At 52.7% G+C, this 19,757-nt stretch carries 24 protein-coding genes; all 24 read left to right on the plus strand.

All coding sequences use genetic code 11. The annotated features are described in order from the left end of the window. The first annotated feature begins 364 nt into the window (after nt 1-364). A complete protein-coding gene (locus AC6I7Z_RS09410) occupies nt 365-718 on the plus strand; it encodes a phage holin, lambda family (protein WP_276742427.1) in 354 nt (117 codons plus the stop codon). Then, nucleotides 702-1,334, plus strand: coding sequence for a glycoside hydrolase family 19 protein (locus AC6I7Z_RS09415; RefSeq protein WP_497813989.1), 633 nt, complete (start codon nt 702-704; stop codon nt 1,332-1,334). Before AC6I7Z_RS09410 ends, AC6I7Z_RS09415 begins: the two co-directional genes overlap by 17 nt. Beyond that, on the plus strand, nt 1,322-1,759 hold the full coding sequence (locus AC6I7Z_RS09420; protein WP_497813990.1) for an Rz lytic protein: 438 nt from the start codon (nt 1,322-1,324) through the stop codon (nt 1,757-1,759). Before AC6I7Z_RS09415 ends, AC6I7Z_RS09420 begins: the two co-directional genes overlap by 13 nt. Next, complete coding sequence (lysC, locus tag AC6I7Z_RS09425; RefSeq protein WP_497813991.1) at nt 1,674-1,898, plus strand: Rz1-like lysis system protein LysC; 225 nt, start codon at nt 1,674-1,676, stop codon at nt 1,896-1,898. The genes AC6I7Z_RS09420 and lysC overlap by 86 nt, the downstream gene beginning before the upstream one ends. Nucleotides 1,899-2,033: 135 nt before the next feature. After that, nucleotides 2,034-2,921 (plus strand): LAPAL motif-containing putative phage structural protein, encoded by an 888-nt coding sequence (locus AC6I7Z_RS09430; protein WP_497813992.1) that lies wholly within the window; start codon nt 2,034-2,036, stop codon nt 2,919-2,921. Nucleotides 2,922-2,928: 7 nt separating this feature from the next. Then, a complete protein-coding gene (locus tag AC6I7Z_RS09435) occupies nt 2,929-3,180 on the plus strand; it encodes a hypothetical protein (protein ID WP_497813993.1) in 252 nt (83 codons plus the stop codon). Next, nucleotides 3,170-3,553 carry a hypothetical protein gene (locus AC6I7Z_RS09440; protein ID WP_497813994.1) on the plus strand — a complete coding sequence of 128 codons (384 nt, stop codon included), beginning with the start codon at nt 3,170-3,172 and terminating at the stop codon, nt 3,551-3,553. Before AC6I7Z_RS09435 ends, AC6I7Z_RS09440 begins: the two co-directional genes overlap by 11 nt. Before the next feature lie 178 nt (nt 3,554-3,731). After that, nucleotides 3,732-4,571 (plus strand): hypothetical protein, encoded by an 840-nt coding sequence (locus AC6I7Z_RS09445; protein WP_497813995.1) that lies wholly within the window; start codon nt 3,732-3,734, stop codon nt 4,569-4,571. A gap of 32 nt (nt 4,572-4,603) precedes the next feature. Further along, entirely contained in the window at nt 4,604-6,061 is a 1,458-nt protein-coding gene (locus tag AC6I7Z_RS09450; RefSeq protein ID WP_497813996.1) for a glycosyltransferase family 2 protein, read from the plus strand. After that, nucleotides 6,043-6,660, plus strand: a complete 618-nt coding sequence (locus AC6I7Z_RS09455; RefSeq protein ID WP_497815421.1) for a hypothetical protein — start codon at nt 6,043-6,045, stop codon at nt 6,658-6,660. The genes AC6I7Z_RS09450 and AC6I7Z_RS09455 overlap by 19 nt, the downstream gene beginning before the upstream one ends. Next, complete coding sequence (locus tag AC6I7Z_RS09460) at nt 6,645-6,950, plus strand: HNH endonuclease signature motif containing protein (protein WP_497813997.1); 306 nt, start codon at nt 6,645-6,647, stop codon at nt 6,948-6,950. The genes AC6I7Z_RS09455 and AC6I7Z_RS09460 overlap by 16 nt, the downstream gene beginning before the upstream one ends. A 160-nt stretch (nt 6,951-7,110) precedes the next feature. Next, the gene (locus AC6I7Z_RS09465) at nt 7,111-7,599 is read left to right on the plus strand and encodes a terminase small subunit (RefSeq protein WP_497813998.1); all 489 of its coding nucleotides are present in this window, start codon (nt 7,111-7,113) and stop codon (nt 7,597-7,599) included. A gap of 2 nt (nt 7,600-7,601) precedes the next feature. Continuing rightward, a complete protein-coding gene (locus AC6I7Z_RS09470) occupies nt 7,602-9,263 on the plus strand; it encodes a terminase large subunit (RefSeq protein ID WP_497813999.1) in 1,662 nt (553 codons plus the stop codon). A gap of 57 nt (nt 9,264-9,320) precedes the next feature. Then, a complete protein-coding gene (locus AC6I7Z_RS09475) occupies nt 9,321-11,258 on the plus strand; it encodes a phage major capsid protein (protein ID WP_497814000.1) in 1,938 nt (645 codons plus the stop codon). 207 nt (nt 11,259-11,465) lie between these two features. Further along, entirely contained in the window at nt 11,466-12,824 is a 1,359-nt protein-coding gene (locus AC6I7Z_RS09480) for a phage portal protein (RefSeq protein WP_497814001.1), read from the plus strand. After that, nucleotides 12,817-13,680, plus strand: a complete 864-nt coding sequence (locus AC6I7Z_RS09485; RefSeq protein ID WP_497814002.1) for a phage portal protein — start codon at nt 12,817-12,819, stop codon at nt 13,678-13,680. The genes AC6I7Z_RS09480 and AC6I7Z_RS09485 overlap by 8 nt, the downstream gene beginning before the upstream one ends. Further along, nucleotides 13,680-14,009: a head-tail connector protein gene (locus AC6I7Z_RS09490; RefSeq protein WP_313588331.1), complete on the plus strand. Its 330-nt coding sequence runs from the start codon at nt 13,680-13,682 to the stop codon at nt 14,007-14,009. Before AC6I7Z_RS09485 ends, AC6I7Z_RS09490 begins: the two co-directional genes overlap by 1 nt. A 10-nt stretch (nt 14,010-14,019) precedes the next feature. After that, nucleotides 14,020-14,358: a phage head closure protein gene (locus AC6I7Z_RS09495; protein ID WP_497814003.1), complete on the plus strand. Its 339-nt coding sequence runs from the start codon at nt 14,020-14,022 to the stop codon at nt 14,356-14,358. Further along, complete coding sequence (locus tag AC6I7Z_RS09500; protein WP_497814004.1) at nt 14,355-14,801, plus strand: HK97-gp10 family putative phage morphogenesis protein; 447 nt, start codon at nt 14,355-14,357, stop codon at nt 14,799-14,801. Before AC6I7Z_RS09495 ends, AC6I7Z_RS09500 begins: the two co-directional genes overlap by 4 nt. Continuing rightward, complete coding sequence (locus AC6I7Z_RS09505; protein ID WP_497814005.1) at nt 14,798-15,145, plus strand: DUF3168 domain-containing protein; 348 nt, start codon at nt 14,798-14,800, stop codon at nt 15,143-15,145. Before AC6I7Z_RS09500 ends, AC6I7Z_RS09505 begins: the two co-directional genes overlap by 4 nt. 61 nt (nt 15,146-15,206) lie before the next feature. After that, a complete protein-coding gene (locus tag AC6I7Z_RS09510; RefSeq protein WP_497814006.1) occupies nt 15,207-15,677 on the plus strand; it encodes a phage tail protein in 471 nt (156 codons plus the stop codon). 66 nt (nt 15,678-15,743) lie between these two features. Beyond that, nucleotides 15,744-16,154 (plus strand): phage tail assembly chaperone, encoded by a 411-nt coding sequence (locus tag AC6I7Z_RS09515; protein WP_497814007.1) that lies wholly within the window; start codon nt 15,744-15,746, stop codon nt 16,152-16,154. A gap of 23 nt (nt 16,155-16,177) precedes the next feature. Beyond that, nucleotides 16,178-16,441 (plus strand): phage tail assembly protein T, encoded by a 264-nt coding sequence (locus AC6I7Z_RS09520; protein WP_333610123.1) that lies wholly within the window; start codon nt 16,178-16,180, stop codon nt 16,439-16,441. A 33-nt stretch (nt 16,442-16,474) separates the two neighbouring features. Next, a complete protein-coding gene (locus tag AC6I7Z_RS09525; protein ID WP_497814008.1) occupies nt 16,475-19,750 on the plus strand; it encodes a phage tail tape measure protein in 3,276 nt (1,091 codons plus the stop codon). The last annotated feature ends 7 nt before the right edge of the window (nt 19,751-19,757 follow it).

Genomic DNA, 19,757 nt, shown 5'->3' on the forward strand with positions numbered 1-19,757 from the left:
GGCTTTCTGTACACGACGCTCACTACCATCATCAGTAAGCCCCGCCGCCCGGTGGGGTTTTTTATTTCCACACAATACCAAAGGCGCTGAGCGCAGGCGGCTTATCCGCGCTGTCCAGGACTGCAAACCTGTAGCGCCTTTCATATTGTGATAAATACAGCAAGATTTACCCTGTTGCCGACGGGCAAGGCAGTTACCGCGTTTTGCGTCAGGGTATTCAAATATTAGGGCTCGCTTCGGCGGGCCTTTTTCGTTTTTGCGCCCGGCCAATCAACTCAAGCTGAACCTTAACCGATGTGGCTGAGGCGCATTCTTATTCGACTACTGACGGCACCGACCAAATTGGGAGGTGAGGATGAAACACATGCCAGAGAGAGATCCAGGCTTTTGGGCAAGCCTGCTTGCCTGGCTGTACGCCCACAAAAACGAATCCGGCTATGCAGGTCTGGCGGGAGTAATGGCTATTCTGCGCGCGTCGTGGATTGGCAAAGACACATGGCCCCGTCGTCTGCTCGATGCCGCGATGTGCAGCGTCTTTGCTTTCTTCCTCCAGCCGACGCTGCAGGTAATCGGATCGGTCTTTAACTGGAACTTCAGCGACGACACCACGCGTGTGGTTGCGGTGTTTCTCGGCTTTCTCGGCGTGGACTGGCTTTCATCAAAGCTGCGCAGGCTGATTGATAAGCGTTTGGGGGATAGCAATGCTGACACCCAGTGATTTCCAGCGCGCTACTGGCGTATCTAACGCTGTTCGTGACGCATGGTTCCCGCATATAGCGGCTAGCATGGCGGCGTTCGGCATCACAACGCCACTGCGGCAGGCTCATTTCCTCGCGCAGGCCGGGCATGAGTCGGCAGGCTTTACGAAAGTAGAAGAGGGACTGAACTACAGCGAGTCCGCGCTGCTGGCAACCTTCAAAGGGCGGATAACTGCCCAACAGGCTAAAGCCTATGGACGCAATGAGGCGCACACGGCAAACCAGAAGATGATCGCCAACATCGTTTACGCAAACCGTAACGGCAATGGCGACGTAAGTTCAGGTGATGGCTACCGCTATCGTGGACGTGGGTTAATCCAGATTACCGGCAAAGCTAATTACGCGGCGCTGGTGAAGCAGTTAGGCGTGGATATCGTTGCGTACCCTGACCGGCTGGCAGGGAATATGCTCGCGGCAATGTCGGCTGGAGCCTGGTGGAAGAACAACGGTCTGAATGAACTGGCTGACTCTGATGATGTTACCCGCATCACCAGAATCATCAACGGTGGCATTAACGGTCTGGACGACAGGAAATCCCGCTTAACTAAAGCTAAGGGGATTCTATGCTCAACGTAATCAGCTTCATCCGAAATTACTCTCATCTCATCATCATCGGCCTTATCTGCGTTTGTCTATGGGGGCTCAATGCCCGCAACTCGCAGCTGAGCGCTACTAATGACCGGCTGGAAAAGCTTTCGAACAGCAAAGACGAACAGATTAACGATCTGCGCTCGAAGAATGACGATCTGGCCGGTAGCGTGAACGACCTGGTGAAAGCGGTAAATCAGCAAAACTCCGTTATGAGCCAGGTAGCCGAACAGCGCGCAGTTACAGCGCAGCAGAACCGGAAGCTCCAGAATGAAATTAAGCGTTACCTTGCGGCGGACAAGTGTGCTGTTGCTCCTGTCCCTGCTGATGCTGCTGACAGGCTGCGCGACGCAGCAAAAGCCGCTGGTGGAGTACCGGACAGTAAAGCAGCCTCAGCTAAACCTTCCGGCTGAGCTTACCAGCCAGATTGACGTGCCAGCGCCGTCACAGGATATGACGTTCGGTGACAGCGTCAGTCTCAACGCTGAGTTATATGGGGCTTTGGGTCAGTGCAACATTGATCGAGCCGCGATTAGAAAATTGATTAGGTGACTGACTAGTTAACTTAATATTAACCACCTTTTAGTTAGCGGCTGCATAGTTCTTACTAGCAATAGGATATTGCCTAAAAGCCAACATAGTTATAATCTCCACCCCCAATCTTACATTAATATTTCTGGGGTTTGCATGAGTGAGGATGCGGGACTGCATGAGGTCGAACGTTTCAGTATTTTTTATGATGCTGACGACAATGAGCTCTCTGAGCATAAAATGGATGCAATTTTTCTCGGTCAGGCAATCCAGCAAGTAGGTTTAATGGTCAAGCAGGCAGGGCGACTGCTAAACCCAAACGAAGCAGATCTTGATGTCAAAGTTACAGTGCCAGCCCAGGAAGGGTCATTTGCTGTAGAGTTTGCATTATATGCATATAATAATTTTCGCGAGGTTTTACCGGCGCTAGGCCTCCTGGGTGGCGGTGCTTTGGCTGTAACTCAGCAACTTCGCAGCCGCAAAGTCATCAATGTTCAGACTTGGGACAATAGTGATGATGCAGTCATCACTGTAGAGTATCGTGGTAGGCAGGAAGATATAGTATGCCGTAAAGATGAAGCATTGCTTGCTACTGACCCTGTGATCAGAGAGGCTTACAATGAAATCATAACTCAGCCCTTGATCAACAAAGATGCCCCTGTTTTTCGCGTCGAGATTGAGGGTGAAGAAGTCTTACGGTTAGATGGGGTTGATGATGTTGAGTTTGCACCATTACCTAAAAAGTCTCTTACCTTCGACCACACCGAGCGTCTTGATACCACAGTTGCTTTAACTCAGGTGAACTTTACATCTTCCACGGGATGGCGTATCAAATACCTGGATGAAGATCGCGCCGTAAAGATGGAAGACACTGCATTTATGGAGCGCGTGCTTAATAATCAGGCAGCCTTCGTGAAAGGTGATCTGTACAGGGTTATGCTTAGAATTAAGACTATTGAAAGGCCTGACAACACCATAAGAACGACCTATGCTATTGAGCAAGTTCTTCATCACTTCGCTGATGAAGATCGTCGCTTAGTTTAAGGAGTATATGTTTACCAATCTGTCTTACTTAATCCAAATCCTTCAAGGATTCAGCTGGATACCCTTAACGGCATTTTTTGCCGTGTTTGGTTATGCCGCTGTGCGCTGGATTGGTAACACTTTTTTTCCTGAACGTTTCGTTACGTTAAATCGGTATCACAACAACAGATTGATTTCCACCGTTCAAATCGACGTCAAGACCGCCGAGCCCCTTGTAGAGCAGCTAAGAAAGATAGGGGACGCTGAACGTGGCCGATAAGTCTCTTCCTGAAGCTGGAGTAGGTATTGGATCGGGGGTAACAACTACACTTATAGCCTTTTTGACAAACTGTAGTGAGTTTTTACCCGAACAATACAGACATGGATACACTCAAATCATTCCTTACCTGTGTCCATTGATTAGCTGGGGATTAGTTTGGTGTTACAACCGATTTGTCGAGCCTCCAGAAATGGCTAGCATTAAAGGTAAGCTCAAGCGTGATTTGAAACTGCTCAAAAAGTGCATTAAAAACAAAACGATGTCCCAAGCCGCAAGGGATAAAGCGCAGCTTGACTATGATGAGACCAGCTTAAAATACGCTAGTCTGGGCAGGGATTATGCTGCAGGGCTTTATAGCAAGCCTACTCAGTAGATTTACTCTGGTAACTATCGCTCAATACACTATCAAAATGCCGCCCTCGGGCGGTTTTTTATTTTGTGCTGAAAACTGCATTCACAGAGTTCAGTTTTCAGCATAAAGATACTGAATCATCGGATGGTAGTCTCGCCATTGCCGACCATTTATCACATCAAGCCAGCAGGAAACTCTGATGAGCCTCAAGTCTGAAGTGCTAAAAGTGATCATTCATGATGATTACTTGGAAGTTATTACATCTAAAGGTAGCGCCCGCTATGAAGGATTTTTTTTGACTACACATAAAGGTGATCGCGATAGCTTGCCGGGAGCACTGATTGTTACGGACGCCAGATCTATTAATCCTGCAGTTAATGTGACAGCAAAAAGCGCCTTGTGGGGTGTAGATGTGAAGTGGCAGTGGCCTAAAGAGGCGGATGATAAGTGGCGTGCCGAAATTAAAGCTGAATACAGCAATGGCGAGTTAACCACTTATCAGGGGCGCAATGTCACTTTCCCTGGCTGCGCTTTTCAAGTAACAGGCGTTCCTGCTGGTAAAGACATCAGCCTGACAGTGACGCTGAACGATGGAAGCGGCAAGCGATCCAAGCCAATACAGCTCAGCGCCAAATCCTCAGATGATGCAGGCGCAATCCTGAACGATACCTTTAAAATTCTCGGCGGTCAGGTGTTTATCAATGAGGCGCTGATCGGACCCTATAAGCAATCTAAGGTTGGTTGGTTTCACAGTCAAAACAGTGAAGTTACATACTGCGCAGAAAATGGTGAGCATCGCGTGCGCATGCAGGTTGGTGTCAATACTGGAAAATCATCCATCGCCGACAATGTCCGTGACATCGACTCGAAGTATGTGGAAAGCGAAGCCACTGAGTATGAAGATGAACTGGTGGCTGAACTGAAAGCATTGCTTGAAAAAGAAAGAGACCATACCCGACTGGCAACGCTCATCAGCGAGCAGGTTCGCCAGCGCATCAAAGCAGAGAGCCAGCCTGGCGGCTTGCTTCACAAACGATAACCTCCTTCGGGAGGTTTTTTATTGGGGTGAATATGGACGTTGTTATTGATGGGGTGCAATACGCGCCGGTAAGCAACCGCGCCTCAAATATCGGCATCGCTATTTCTACCCACAACCGCCACGACGTTTTATCCCGTGCGCTGGAGCACCAGGTGAAGTATCTGCCGTCCGGCGCGTTGCTAGTGGTTATTGATGACGGGTCAGCAAAGCCGGTTGCAGTGCCTGATGGTGTGAAGCTGATCCGCTTTGAAACATCACGCGGAATTGTAGCGGCGAAGAACGCCAGCCTCGAGGCGCTGATTGATGCGGGCTGTGAGCATCTTTTCCTGTGGGACGATGACGCATGGCCTATCGCTGGTAGCTGGGAACGGCCTTATATCGAATCCCCTGAGCCGCATCTGGCTTACCAGTTTCAGGATTTCGCGACAGGGCAGAAGCTGAACGACATAGCTGTGCTGTACCGGGACGATAAACATATTGCATACACCGGCCAGCGCGGCGTGATGCTTTATTACCATCGCAGCGCGATTGGAAAGGTCGGCGGCTTTGACCCCATCTATCAGCGCGGCATGTACGAGCATTCAGACCTGGCACTACGGATTCACAACAGCGGATTAACCAGTTGGGCCTTTGCTGACGTTGTGGGCTCGGACAAGCTGATTTATTCCCTCGACGAACATCAGGCTGTTGAGCGGTCAGTGCCTAAGCCCGATCGTGAAGCACAGGTGAAGCGCAACGTTACTATCCATAACCAGCGCCGCGATGACGGTTATGCCGGATATGCCGAATACCGACAGCAGCGCAATGTGGTAATCACCACGCTACTGACCAGCCAGCCCGACCCGCAACGCGGAACGAAGCTAACGGCGTCGCCTGAACTGCTGACCCAATGGGCGGCATCGGTAAAGGGCAGTGATGCTGTTGTCCTTGCCGACGAACTGACTACCGCACCGGCAGGCGCATCGCTGATGGCCGTTCCTGACGTGAACATGAATGTCTACTTCCGTCGCTGGCTGCATATCTGGCAGCACCTCCGGGATCACCCTGAATATCATTTCGTCTGGTGCACCGATGGCACTGACGTAGAGATGCTGCACGAACCGTGGGAAGGGATGCAAGATGGCAAGATTTATGTTGGCTCTGAACCGAAGACATATGCGGACCCGTGGTCCACACAGAGTCATCCTGAAGCTATCTATCGGGCGTTTGTCGCTGACCATCAGAATGATGTGATGCTAAATGCTGGCCTGCTTGGTGGCAGTCGCACTGACGTAATGGCTATAGCGCACGGCATTGTGCGCCTTTACTACCATATCGAGTCTCTGCGTTTCTGGAATAAAGAAGGTTCAGCCGCGGCTGTTGGCGACATGATTGCCTTTGGCATTGTGGCGCATCGATACAGCGACAGGCTGGTGACGGGTCCTAGCGTGCATACCGTATTCAAGTCCGATGGAATCGGTAAGGAGTTTGCCTGGTGGAAACACAAATAAAGTTCGTTGTCGTCGGACATCATACGCGCCGGCATCAGGCAGAACAGCTTGCATGGTCGCTACGTGCTCACCTGCTGATTGATGAAGGCCAGCACGGCGCAAACTGGAATCACCGGCGCGCTATCGAGTGGGCCAGTGAGCAGAGCTGCAGGGTGGTAATCGTTGAAGATGATGCGCTGCCGGTGTCAGGCTTCACCGATAAGGTGACTGACTGGCTGGCGATATTCCCTGATGACCTGCTGAGCTTCTACCTTGGCACTGGCAGGCCGCCACAGTATCAGCTTGAAATAGCGATGAAGCTTATCGAAGCAGATAAGCGTCAGGGTGAGTACATCACAATGAACCGGCTGATTCATGGCGTCTGTTACAGCGTGCCACAGTCGAAGCTGCAGCAGGTCATCAGCCGCTGGAATCACGGCGCACCAGCTGATTACGCGGTGGGTGATGCGTGCGGTGGTTCGGTCATATATCCATGTTACTCGCTGGTTGACCATGCCGACGCCGTCACTGTCGAGCGACACCTCGATAACACTCCGCGTACAGAGCGTCGGAAAGCCTGGAGGCTGGCATCACAGGAATATCAATGGCAAAACTCGTGACGCTTAAACCGCGGCTCTCTCCTGACCGCACTCAGCGACTGAAGACGCTGACCGTAGCTGATACGCGCATTACAGGCTGGAAGCTTCAGGCACGCCGAAAACGATTATGGGCAGCCAATCCCTGCTGTGCGATGTGTGGTCGCCTGACCGAATATCCTCACGGATTCGAGCTGGATCACAAGGTCGCACTCTTTCAGGGCGGTGAGGATACGGATGCGAATTGCCAAATCCTTTGCTGCGGTCCGGATGGATGCCATCGGAAGAAGACACGCAACGACCTGAAGCGATAACTTGCATGAAGTCGGTGATGTCTCAGACGCGCGCAAATGATAATGATTATCGCCTGACGGCGAAAGGGTGGGGGGGTATGCCGAAAGTCTGAGGCGATAACGTCAGGAAACCGCCCCCCCTCTCACGCACAGAAAATTTCCCCCTTTGGAGGGTGTAAACATGTTAACCGCGCAGAAGCGTAAATTCGCGATCGCGCTGGTTTCCGGTATGTCACAAAAAGATGCGGCAGTTAAAGCTGGATATTCCGAAAAATCCGCTCGCTCCAAGGGGTCGCAGCTTGCAAATGACCCGGAAGTCATCGCTTTCATCAAACGAAAAAAGAATGAAAAAGTTGAAGTCGATGATGAGCCATCCTTCGGTAAAAAAGTTTACACCCCAGCAGTAACAGACTCTCCTGGTCAGCCTGAAGAAAATAGCGTAGGCATCGGAACGTATGATGACCCGCTGGAGTTTTTAAAGGCTGTCATGAATGACGCTGGTGAGGACATAGATACCCGAAAAGACGCTGCTAAGGCGATGTTACCGTACCTTCACAGCAAAAAAGGTGAGGGCGGTAAGAAGGAAGCGAAGCAGGCTGCAGCTAAGGCAGTCGCCAGCAAGTTTACAGGCATGGCACCGCCGCAGCTGATTGTGAATAATGGGAGATAGCAATGCCGGAATGGTCCACAGCATGTACTGACTGGGCCAGCAGGCTCATTAACCGCGAATCGATCATCCCGCCGCCCATTTTTCAGAATTCAGGTGAGCATGCGCTTTCAATTTTCAAGGAGCTGAGAGTAACCGACCTGCCCGGCAAGCCAACATTCGGTGAGTGCTCTGAGCAGTGGGTTTTCGATTTCGTGCTGGCTATTTTCGGTGGCTACGATCAGCAGACGGGCAATCAGCTTATCCGTGAATACGGGCTGCTCATTAGTAAAAAGAACACAAAATCTACCATTGCGGCAGGAATTATGCTGACCGCACTAATTATCTGCTGGCGCGCTGATGAAGAACACCTGATTCTGGCGCCAACAAAAGAGGTCGCGGACAACTGCTTTAAACCAGCGGCCAGTATGGTGCGTGAAGATGAAGAGCTCTCCGCACTGTTTCACGTTCAGGATCACATCCGCACTATTACACACCGCGTCAACCGCAACAGCCTTAAGGTTGTGGCAGCTGACAGCGACACGGTGTCAGGGAAAAAGGCCGGGCGTATCCTGGTTGAAGAATTGTGGCTGTTTGGCAAGAACGCCAAAGCAGACGCGATGTTCATTGAGGCGTTAGGCGGGCAGGTATCGCGTAACGAGGGGTGGGTGATTTATCTGACTACCCAGAGTGATGAGCCGCCGGCGGGAGTCTTCAAAAAGAAACTGGATTACTGGCGCAACGTGCGCGACGGGATCATTAAAGACGGTAAAACTCTCGGCATCCTTTATGAATTTCCGCCTGAAATGGTGGAAAACGAAGGCTTTCGCAATCCTGATAACTTCTATATCACCAACCCGAACATGGGCCGCTCGGTCAGTAAAGAGTGGCTTGATGATGAGTACCGCAAGCGCTCTCAGGAAGACGAAGGAAGCCTGAGAAAGTTCCTGGCTAAGCACCTTAACGTAGAAATCGGTATGAATCTGCGCGGCGACCGCTGGGCTGGTGCCGAATTCTGGGAGACACAGGCCGATCCGTCAGTCACTTTCAAACAGATTCTGGAGCGATGCGAAGTCATCTCCGTTGGAATAGATGGTGGTGGTCTCGATGACCTGCTGGGCCTCTCAATCGTCGGACGCGATAAAAAAACGCGTAACTGGCTGACGTGGTCGCATGCCTGGTGCCATGAAAAAGCCATCGAACGGCGAAAAAGTGAAGAAAGCAAACTGCGCGATTTTGAAAAGCAGGGCGATCTGACCATAGCCCGGAGGGTGGGCGACGATGCCAATGAAGTGGCGATGTATGTCTCACAGATTTATGAGGCGGGGCTGCTCGACAAGGTCGGCATGGACCCTGCAAGCGTGGGCGTCCTGCTTGATACCCTGATTGAGGCCGGTATTCCGCAGGAGCTGGTCGTCGGCGTAAGTCAGGGCTGGCGCCTCGGTGGCGCATGCAAAACGGCAGAGAGAAAGCTGGCAGAGGGCGCGCTGCTCCATGCAGTTCAGCCTCTTATGAACTGGTGCGTCGGGAATGCGAAAGTGGTTATCAGTGGCAACGCTCCACTGGTAACGAAAGGGGCCAGCGGCATCGGTAAAATTGACCCTCTGATGGCACTTTTTAACGCCATATACCTGATGGCACTTAATCCCGCAGCGACCAAAAAAGAATACAGCGTGTTTTTCATATAGAAATTCCGCTCTCAACGACCCGCTACGGCGGGTTTTTTCGTTTCTGGAGATATGGAAATGAAGCAACAACACGCCGTGAGCCTTTTAAAGGTGAAGGCGGTCAATGAGGACACTCGGGAAATAACTGGCATTGCCACCACCCCGAGCCCTGACCGTTACGGTGATGTCGTGATGCCGGAAGGGGCTGAGTTTCAGCTTCCTATCCCGCTTTTGTGGCAGCACGACCACCAGTCTCCCATCGGGCAGGTAACCAGCGCCAAGGTGACTGCCGAGGGAATTGAAATAAAAGCCACGCTGGCTAAAGCGGACTCACCAAGTCAGCTTGCGGCGCGACTGGAAGAAGCATGGCAGAGCATTCGTCTCGGCCTTGTAAAAGGATTGTCGATCGGCTTCCGGCCTATTGAATACGCCTATATCGACGAAGGGGGCATCAGGTTCACGAAATGGGAGTGGTACGAGCTCTCTGTCGTGACGGTGCCGGCCAATGCCGAAGGCACGATCCAGACCGTTAAATCTATCGATGAGAAGCTGCGGGCCGCGTCAGGCGTAGTGCAGAACGACTCGAAAAAAAGAAAACCCGCTGGCGCTACAGCACCTAAAAATTCTCAGACTAAAGGAATCACTATGAACATCGCCGAGCAGATCAAAACGTTCGAAACCAAACGCGCTACGCTCGATGCAGAGCGCCAGGCTGTTATGTCTAAAGCCTTCGATGAAGGCCGCACGCTGGATGCGGAAGAAGAAGAGAAATACGACGAAGTTACCTCGGAAATTAAATCCGTTGACTCCCATCTGGCGCGCCTGCGTGACATGGAGTCAGCCAAGGCCGCGACGGCACAGCCGGTACAGAAGGCAGCGGCGGGCACTGTGGTAAACACGACCGATACCCGTGCACCCGCGGTTATCCATGTCGAAAAACCGCTGGAAAAAGGGATCGCATTTGCGCGCTTCGCCAAATCACTGGCAGCGGCAAACGGTAGCCGTACCGAAGCGCTGGAAATCGCAAAGCGCCAGTACCCGCGTGATGCAAAACTGCATCATGTTCTGAAAGCAGCCGTGGGTGCAGGCACCACTACCGATCCGCAGTGGGCTGGCAGCCTGGTCGAGTACCAGGAGTACGCACAGGACTTCGTAGAGTTCCTGCGCCCGCAGACCATTATCGGCCGTTTCGGTCAGGGCAATATCCCTGCGCTCCGTCAGGTGCCGTTCAATATTCGCATTCCGGCGCAAACTTCTGGCGGCTCCGCTAGCTGGGTCGGTCAGGGCAAGGCTAAACCGCTTACCCGCTTCGATTTTGAATCGATCACCTTCGGTTTCTCCAAAGTAGCAGCAATCGCCGTGCTGACTGATGAGCTGATCCGCTTCTCCAATCCGGCGGCTGATGCGCTGGTACGTAACAGCCTGGCAGAAGCGGTAATCGCTCGCCTTGATGCTGATTTCGTCAATCCGGCAAAAGCAGAGGTTGCCAACGTTTCTCCGGCATCTATCACCAACGGCGCGCAGCAAATCCCGAGCTCTGGCAGCCCCGACACTGACAGCACCAACGCGTTTCAGGTGTTCATCGATGCTGGCCTGCAGCCGACCGGCGGCGTATGGCTGATGTCCAGCACTACTGCGCTGGCATTGTCCAAGCGCAAAAACGCCCTGGGTCAGAAAGAGTATCCGGATATGACCATGTTCGGCGGCACCTTCGAAGGTCTCCCGGCGATCGTTTCTCAGTATGTGGGCAATCTGCTGGTGCTGGTTAACGCGCCGGATATTTATCTGGCGGATGACGGCGGTGTTGCAGTTGATATGTCTCGTGAGGCGTCTCTCGAAATGGAGAGCGAGCCTACTGGCGACAGCGTCACTCCGACCCCGACCGAAATGGTTTCCATGTTCCAGACTAACAGTGTGGCAATCCGCGCGGAACGCTGGATTAACTGGAAACGCCGCCGTACGGCAGCCGTAGCCGTAATCACCGGCGTTAACTACAGCGCTAACGCTGGCAGCTAAGGAGAGGCGGGGAGAAATCCCCGCTTTTTTCTATGAAACAGGTTCGTTATCTGAAAAGCACTCATGATGCACATGTGGGTGAAAAGCGCTTTCTGCGTGACGATCATGCCGAGGTTTCTTCGCTTAACCGGACACGTCGAATTTATCGATATTGTCGAGAAAAAAGCAAAGAGCCAGAAAAAGAATTGATGCTCGGGAGAAGCAGCCATGTTCGGTTTCCGCAAAAAGCCTAAGCAAGAAAAGGCGCTGCAGGCTGCAAATGGCGGCTGGTGGCGCAGAATATTTGAGTCATTTTCCGGCGCATGGCAGCGAAATATTGAGGTAGACAGTACAACGGTGCTGGCTTACCACGCGGTATTCTCCTGCATTTCTCTGATTTCTGCCGACATCGCAAAAATGCCGCTGTTGCTTAAAAAGAAGCTGAGCAGCGGCATCTGGGCAGATCACAGCGATGCGAAGATTTCTCCGCTGCTGAGAAAGCCAAACAGTTTTCAGACGCGCATGCAGTTCTTTGAATGCTGGATGAATTCAAAGCTTTCTGATGGCAACACGTACGTGCTGAAGTTGCGTGATGCCAGCGGTAACGTTAAGCAGCTGCGCGTGCTGGACTATAACAAAGTTACCCCATACGTGACGGATGATGGTGAAATTTTCTATCAGGTAAGGCCGGATAATATTCACGGGCTTGAACAGGAAGTAATGGTGCCAGCACGGGAAATTATTCACGATCGCTTCAACTGCTTTTTTCATCCTCTTTGCGGACTTTCTCCCATTTATGCCTGCGGACTGACAGCTATGCAGGGCGATGCGATCCTGACCAACTCCGCAAATCATTTTAAAAACGGTGGAAAACCCGGCGGCGTGATAAAAGTACCCGGCGCGGTTGATGCTGATAAAGCACGGGAAATAAAACAGAACTGGGATGAGGGCTACTCTGGAGCAAACGCTGGCAAAACCGGCCTGCTGGCAGACGGTGCTGAGTTTGTTTCTGTGTCTATGACCGCTGTGGATGCGCAGATGGTAGAGCAGCTTAAGCTCACAGCTGAAATCATCTGCTCTACGTTTCACGTCCCGATTTATAAGGTAAATACTGCATCCACGCCGTCATATAACAATATTGAGGCTCTGGATCAGGGTTATTACTCGCAGTGTCTTCAGACGCATATAGAAGGAATTGAGCTTCTGCTGGATGAGGCGTTTGACCTCGATACGCAGACCGGAGTTGAATTCGACCTGAATACGCTGATCCGCATGGACACTGAAGGGCGTTACAAAACCTACAGCGAAGGCATCGGCGCCGGATTCCTTACTCCCAATCAGGCCCGCAAAAGTGAAAATATGCCTCCTGTTGAAGGTGGCGATACACCATACCTGCAGCAGCAGAACTATGCGCTGTCAGCCCTGGCTAAACGGGATGCCAGCGATGACCCGTTCGGCACTCAATCCAAAACTGAAGCGGCCACCACGCCGACACCGCCTGTTGACGATGAAACCAGTAAGGCTCTGACGGAGCATGAGAGTTTCATGGTCAAGGCAATGCTGAAAGGACTGCTTACCCATGAATGAACGTGACATGTCACTGCTGAAGGCAGTCAGTGAGGCAGTAAAAGAGCAGCTGGCGGCGGTGCATAAAAAATACGAAACAGCCTTCCAGTCGCAGGCGAACAAAATAGCCGAACTGGAAAAAATGCTGATTGGATACCAGGCGGCCTCTGTCGATGAGCAGTCAATCATCAAATCTGTACTGGAGCAGATTGAGGTGCCGGCGGCGCCCAGGCTGCCTGATATCGGTAAAATGGTGAAAGATGCGGTGGCGGACATACCCGTTCCTGCCGCACCCGAACAGCCTGCACTTCCCGATATCGGTAAGATGGTGCGTGATGCCGTCGCTGACATCGAACTGCCAAAACCTGAGCCGTTGCCGGATATTGGGAAGATGGTGAAGGATGCGGTGGCGCAGATACCTAAGGCCAGAGACGGTGAGGATGGCGAAGACGGTAAAGATGCGCTGCAGCTTGAAATCATGCCTGAAATTGTCCCTGAAAAGTCATATCCGCGCGGCAGCTACGCCATTCATTCGGGTGGCCTGTGGCGATCATTCCAAAAAACAACTGGCATGAATGGCTGGGAATGCCTGGTAGATGGTATCAGCGATATAGATATTACTCAGGCCAGTGAGCGTCAATTCACTGTCACCGCAGTTAAATCAAGCGGTGAAAAAACAGAGAAAACCTTCAGCGTGCCGGTAATGATTTACCGCGACATCTTCAAAGACGGCGAGAAATACTATCCCGGGGACAGTGTGACGTGGGGTGGTTCAATCTGGTACTGCTATCAGGAGACGGGCGATAAGCCAGGAGAGGATGGCTCGAAGGGCTGGAAGCTGGCGGTTAAGCGCGGTCGCGATGCGAGGGCTAAGTGATGCTGGAATTTGTATCGCTAGATGAAGCTAAAGATCACCTTAAAATCGATACTGATGCCGGTGATGCCGACCTGCAATTGAAAATCTATTCGGCCAGCGCGGCGATACTGGATTATGTCCAGGGAAGCCGCGACCGGCTGATCGACACAGCCGGCAACGTTATACCTGATACGCCCGAGCTGCAAAGAGTGAAGCAGGCAACGTTAATTTTTGTCGGCATTCTTGACCGCGTTCGCGGCGGCGAAGAAGAAACTCAGTATCAGCAGGGGCAATTACCTTATTCCGTGACCAGCCTGATTTACTCACTCCGAAAACCAACGATCGTCTGATGAGGCTTATATGCAGGCAGGAAGACTAAAGGACAGGGTGACGATCCAGAATTTCTCTACCTCACGTTTGCCTTCAGGTCAGGTCAAAGAAATCTGGCAGGATGGAAAAACTGTCTGGGCGGAAATAAAGGGAATTAGCGGCAGAGAGATCTTGTCCTCAGGTGCTGAAAGGGCTGAGGCAACGATAAGAGTCTGGGTACGTAACAACCATGAAATTTCATCTGCCTCAAGGCTCAGATGCGATTCCGGCCCGTTTAAAGGAATAACGCTTGATGTAGTGGCACCTCCAATCCCAGACGCAACAAACGACAGGATGGAAATCCTGTGCAAGCAGGGGGTAAAGACATGATCGATACAAGGCTGGATTTTTCCGGACTTATGGATCTGAGCGATGACTTAATGGCGCTAAGTAAAGCCGAAAATCGTAAGGTCATGCGTGATGCAACCCGCGCCGCTGCCACGGTTTTTCAGGACGAAGTCATCAAGCGAGCCCCGGTAAGAACCGGCAAGCTGAAGAAGAATATCGTTGTGATGACCCAGCGGACGCGTAACGGCGATATTTCCTCTGGGGTCCACATTCGCGGTACCAACCCGCGCACAGGGAACAGTGACAGCAAACTGAAAACCAAAGACTCGCGAAATGCTTTTTACTGGCGCTTTGTTGAGTTGGGCACGTCGAATATGCCAGCGGTCCCTTTTGTTCGGCCGGCTTATGATGCTAGGCAGGAAGAGGCCGCAAATGCCGCGTTTGCCCGCGCCAATCAGGCTATTGATGAGGCGCTGTTAAAATGACGGAATCGCAAATTTACGCTCTTCTCAGTGAACTGTCTGGCGGGCAGGTTTACCCCTATGTGGTGCCGTTAAATCCGCAGGGGGAAAGGTCGGTTTCCCCGCCCTGGATTGTATTCACTGTAGTAAGCGAGGTGTTTGGCGATACGCTGTGCGGTCCGGCAGAGGAAAACGGCACGCTGCAGGTTGACGTGTACGCATCGACGCCTGATGAAGCCCGCGCCATCAGGGAACAGGCTGCTGATGCTCTTTCGCCGCTCAACTTCACGCAAATGAACAAAACGAACGGCTACGAATCTGACACCGGCTTATTCCGGGCGACTCTGGAAATTCAGAGCCAGCAATAATCACCCACCTAACCAACACCACAGCCACCGGAAGGTGGTTTTTTTTTCGTCTGGAGAAAACATGACCAGCAAATATGAAGTAACGAAGGGGATGACGTTTGCCGTCTCTGATGCGCCGGTAACTGCTGGAGATTTCGAAGCCGCAGGTTTCCCTACCGCCAGCGTTAACTGGCTGGAGGCGGCCTGCGCAACGAAGGAAATCACCTATACAGGCGGTCAAAAAGGCGACATCGACGTCACCACGCTTTGCTCGACCGAGCAGGAGCAGACCAATGGCCTTGCCGCGCCGGCAGAGATGAGCATCAGCCGTAACTGGGTTGGTGATGAAGAAGCGCAGATGGCATTACAGACAGCGTATGACAATGATGAGCTGCGCGCGCTGCGTGTTCTTTTCCCGTCAGGTAACGGCTATTACGTGCTGGTAGAGGTTCGCCAGAGCTCGTGGGGTGCGACTACGTCATCTGTAGTCAGCGCCACTTACTCGCTGCGTGTTCGCGGCAAGCCTAAGCGTATCGTTGCGTCAGGTTCGTAAGTAGCGTTTTTTCTGAGCCACTGACTGTGGCTCTGTTATTTTCCTTTCAGACTCAGAGATCATGAAATGTCTAAAGCAGAACAAAGCAAAGCATCATCGGATTCACTTCGCGATCTGGCGCTTGCTCCATCCTCCGGCTTTCGCTCCAAAGTAATTTCCGTTCCCGAGTGGAATGACGCCAAAGTCATGCTGCGCGAGCCATCAGGTGAGGCCTGGCTGCATTTTCGCGAGATCATGACACCTGATCTGCCAGAAGGCGAAGAAGCGCCGAAACTGACCCAGCAGGAAACGTATCTTCGTAACAAAAAGGCAGACGTCGTGATGTTTATGGATGTGCTGCTGGATGAGAACGGCAAGCGCGTTTTCAGCGATCAGGACGAAGCCATCGTGTCTGAAATTTATGGTCCCGTGCATTCCCGCCTGCTTTCTCAGGCCCTTAATCTGGGCATGTCTCAGGAAGCCGCAGAGGCAAAGTAAAAGAGCCGCTGACTTTCTTCTTAATGTCTCTGGCGCTCCGGCTGGGGCGCACCCTTCATGAACTCCGTAACTCCCTCACAGCAAGCGAGCTGAAAATGTGGATCGCCTATGACCGTTTCAGCCCGATTGGTGACTGGCGCGGCGATATTCAGGCGGCGCAGATTTCAGCGGCAATCCTGAATTCGCAAGGCGGCAAAGCCACGATCAGCGAGCTGCAGCTTAAGTGGGGAGAAAAAGACGAAGAGGCGGAAATCAGCGGCCTTGAAGAATGGATGGGTGGTCTTTAATTTCCCGCGCAGGCGGGGTTACACAGGTGATATATGGCTGCGCTGCGCGAACTTATTATAAAGATTTCTGCTAACTCCAGCTCCTTTCAGTCTGAAATTTCCCGTGCGTCTCGCATGGGCGCGGATTACTACAAGACAATGGAGCAGGGAGGCAAAAAGGCGGCCGCGGCCACCCGTGAAACCCAGCGATCACTGACTGAGCTTAACTCTGAACTGGCAACGGTAAAATCATCCGCAGCTGGTCTGGCCGGCGCATGGGCGGGGGCATTTGCGACCCATCAGCTAATTGAATTTGCTGACACCTGGAACCAGATGAACGGGCGCCTGCGACTTGCGTCCACATCCACTGAAGATTTTGCTACCTCACAGCGCACGCTGATGGAGATAAGCCAGCGCACCGGCACGTCTCTAGAGGCTAACAGCAATCTATACAGCCGTATCGCGCAGTCGCTTCGTGCAGCCGGCTATGCATCATCAGATGTGGCCAAGGTAACGGAGACGGTAGCCACATCGCTCAAGCTGTCTGGAGCCAGTACGGAAGAAGCCAGCTCTGTGATTACTCAGCTTAGCCAGGCATTAGGCTCCGGCGTTCTGCGTGGCGAAGAGTTCAACGCCATCATGGAAAACGGCGGGCGGCTTGCCAAGCTGCTGGCTGATGGGCTGGGGGTATCGGTTGGCAGCCTTCGCAACATGGCGAATAACGGCCAGCTGACGACTGACAAGATCGTACCGCTGCTGACTAACGTTGAGGTACTGCGAAAAGAGTTCGAAAGCCTGCCTGCTTCCATCAGCGGATCGGCGCAGAAAGTGCAGAATGCATTTCTTGCCTGGGTCGGCGGCGCCAATGATGCAGTTGGTGCATCATCCTCTCTTTCCGGCGTGCTTGATGGCCTGGCAAATAATATCGATTCAGTTGCCAATACTGCAGGGCTGCTGGTCGGCATAGGGCTCGCACGCTATTTCGGCAATATGGTTGGCAATGTCGCTCAGTCTACAGCCGCAGTGGTCAGTAACACGGCTGCAGAGGTGGCACTCGCTCAGGCACAGGTACGCGGGGCACAGGTAAGCGTTGCTGCAGCCCGTCAGACGCTTTATCGCGCCCAGCAGGCAAAAGCCGCTGCGGTGTCTATTGAGGCGCAAATCCTTGCAGAGAGAAATCTCGCTGCAGCGCAAACGAGCCTTAACAGTGCGATAGCTGGTCGCTCATCAGCGGTAAATAACCTCACCAATACGGCATCAGTGATGTCCCGTCTGGGGAGCGGTGTGCTGGGTATACTTGGCGGCTGGCCGGGCGTAATCATCGGTGCCGGCGCGGCAATGTACGGCCTTTATGAGCATACGCAGCAGGTTCATAAAGAGGCTGTTGGCTTCTCCAATAACCTTGATGAAATCAACGGCAAGCTCAAGCAGATGTCTGTGCTGGGGCTTAAATCCACAGCTGCAGATGCCCGTACATCTTTACAGGCTCAGAAGCAGGACCTCAGCGACCTTGATGCTCAGATTCTGAAGGTGAAAGACAGCCTTGCCGGTCTCGACCAGATCCAGCAGGATTACAACAAGCATCCAACGCTCACCTATATCAACACGTTTATGGATCAGGCCGACATTACGGCCAAGAACGTGGAGCTGACCGACAAGCTCAACAAACTGGAGTATCAGCGCGAGCAGGCCGCAGCTAAAGTTGCCAGCACTCAAAAGCTGGTTAACGATGCAAGCGATCTGGCAGCTCAGAAAGCGGCAGAGCAGGCTGGTGCCGTTGCCATACTGCGAGGTGCCTATGACCTTCTAAACCGCTCGATGTCAGCGACTGCCGGCGCTAAGCCGCCACAGTACGCAGGCCCGGTAGTAAATCTAGCCAGCGCGACACCTCAGCAGCAAACTGCGCTCGAGAAGGCCAGACGCGATAACGAGCTTGCCAGCCTCGACGGACTGCAAAAGCTTCATCGTCAGCACCAGTATGAAGCCGACGACCTGAAACTGACCGGCGCGCTTTATACGCAGTACGTTTACAACAAGGACCAGGCTGCCAAAAAGGATGATGAAGCGGCAAAAGCCAAGAAAGCCGGAACGGCAGCGACTAATGCGCAAAACAAAGCGGAACGTGAAGCGGCCACTCAGGCAGAGAACTATGCGCGCAAGATTGCCGATCTCAGCGTTGCGATTGAGGTCCAGAAAGTCAGGGCGACTGACGGGGAAAAAGCAGCTGAACTTTATGCAGCTTCCCATCAGGCAGGTACGAAGTGGACCGAAGAACAGCGCAAGGCAATTCGTGATAACTCAACTGAGCTTGAAAAGTGGACGCAGCTTGCTGACGCAAACGTGAAGAAACAGCGCGAGCAGGTTGATGCGCTCAAAGACCTTTCCGACGCTGCCCGCAAGTATCGGGATGATGCTGCACAGACTACCGACACAGCAGGCATGAGCGATCGCCAGCGCAGCCGGTATGACGATCAGCAGCAAATTGAGCGCGTATTCGACAAGACAGACAAAGGTTCCGCTGCCATTGCTGCCCGCCAACAGGCACTTGATGATCTCGATAAGAAATACCAGGCTATCGCGGCTTCAGAGTCAAACTGGCTGAGCGGCGTCTCGCGTGGCTATGAGAACTGGCTCGAAAGCGCGAGTAATATCTCCGGCGCGGTATCCTCAGGGATTACCTCAACGCTCGACAGCGCTATGGACAATATGTCCGCGATGCTGGTGGGCAGCAAGGCTGACTGGAAAAGCTGGGGATTATCCGTACTGCAGACGATTTCTAAAGTTGCGCTGCAGATGGCAGTAGTTAACGCGATGGGAAGTGCCAGCTCGTCTTTTGGCAGCATTCTCGGTTCGGTTTTCAGCAGTGTTGGTGGTGCTGCCGTTGGTGCGGCTGGCGTTTCGACCGGCGCGATGGGGATGTCAACGAGCTATGCCGCTTATGATGACGGCGGGTATACAGGGCCGGGCGGCAAACATGACCCTGCCGGCATCGTGCACAAAGGGGAATTTGTTTTCACCAAAGAAGCAACGCAGCGTATTGGCGTCGCCAACCTCTATGACATGATGCGGGGCTATGCTAGTGGCGGCTACGTTGGTGAGATTCCCGGGCAGCGCGCTTTCTCATCTGGCGTTAACCGCGCCACAGGAAGCGGCAATACGATCATTCAGGTCGATGCGCCGGTCAGTATAGTTCAGGACAATAGCTCGGGAGACGTATCATCTGCCGGAACTGCGAACGCAGCAAACCAGATCAAAACCATCGTGCAAACCACCATTACAGAACGTCTGAGAAAGGAAATTTCTCCGGGCGGGATTCTGTATCGCACATAAGGTGAGA

The sequence above is a fragment of the Pantoea sp. X-Soil-MYKO-1289 genome (assembly GCF_059730625.1).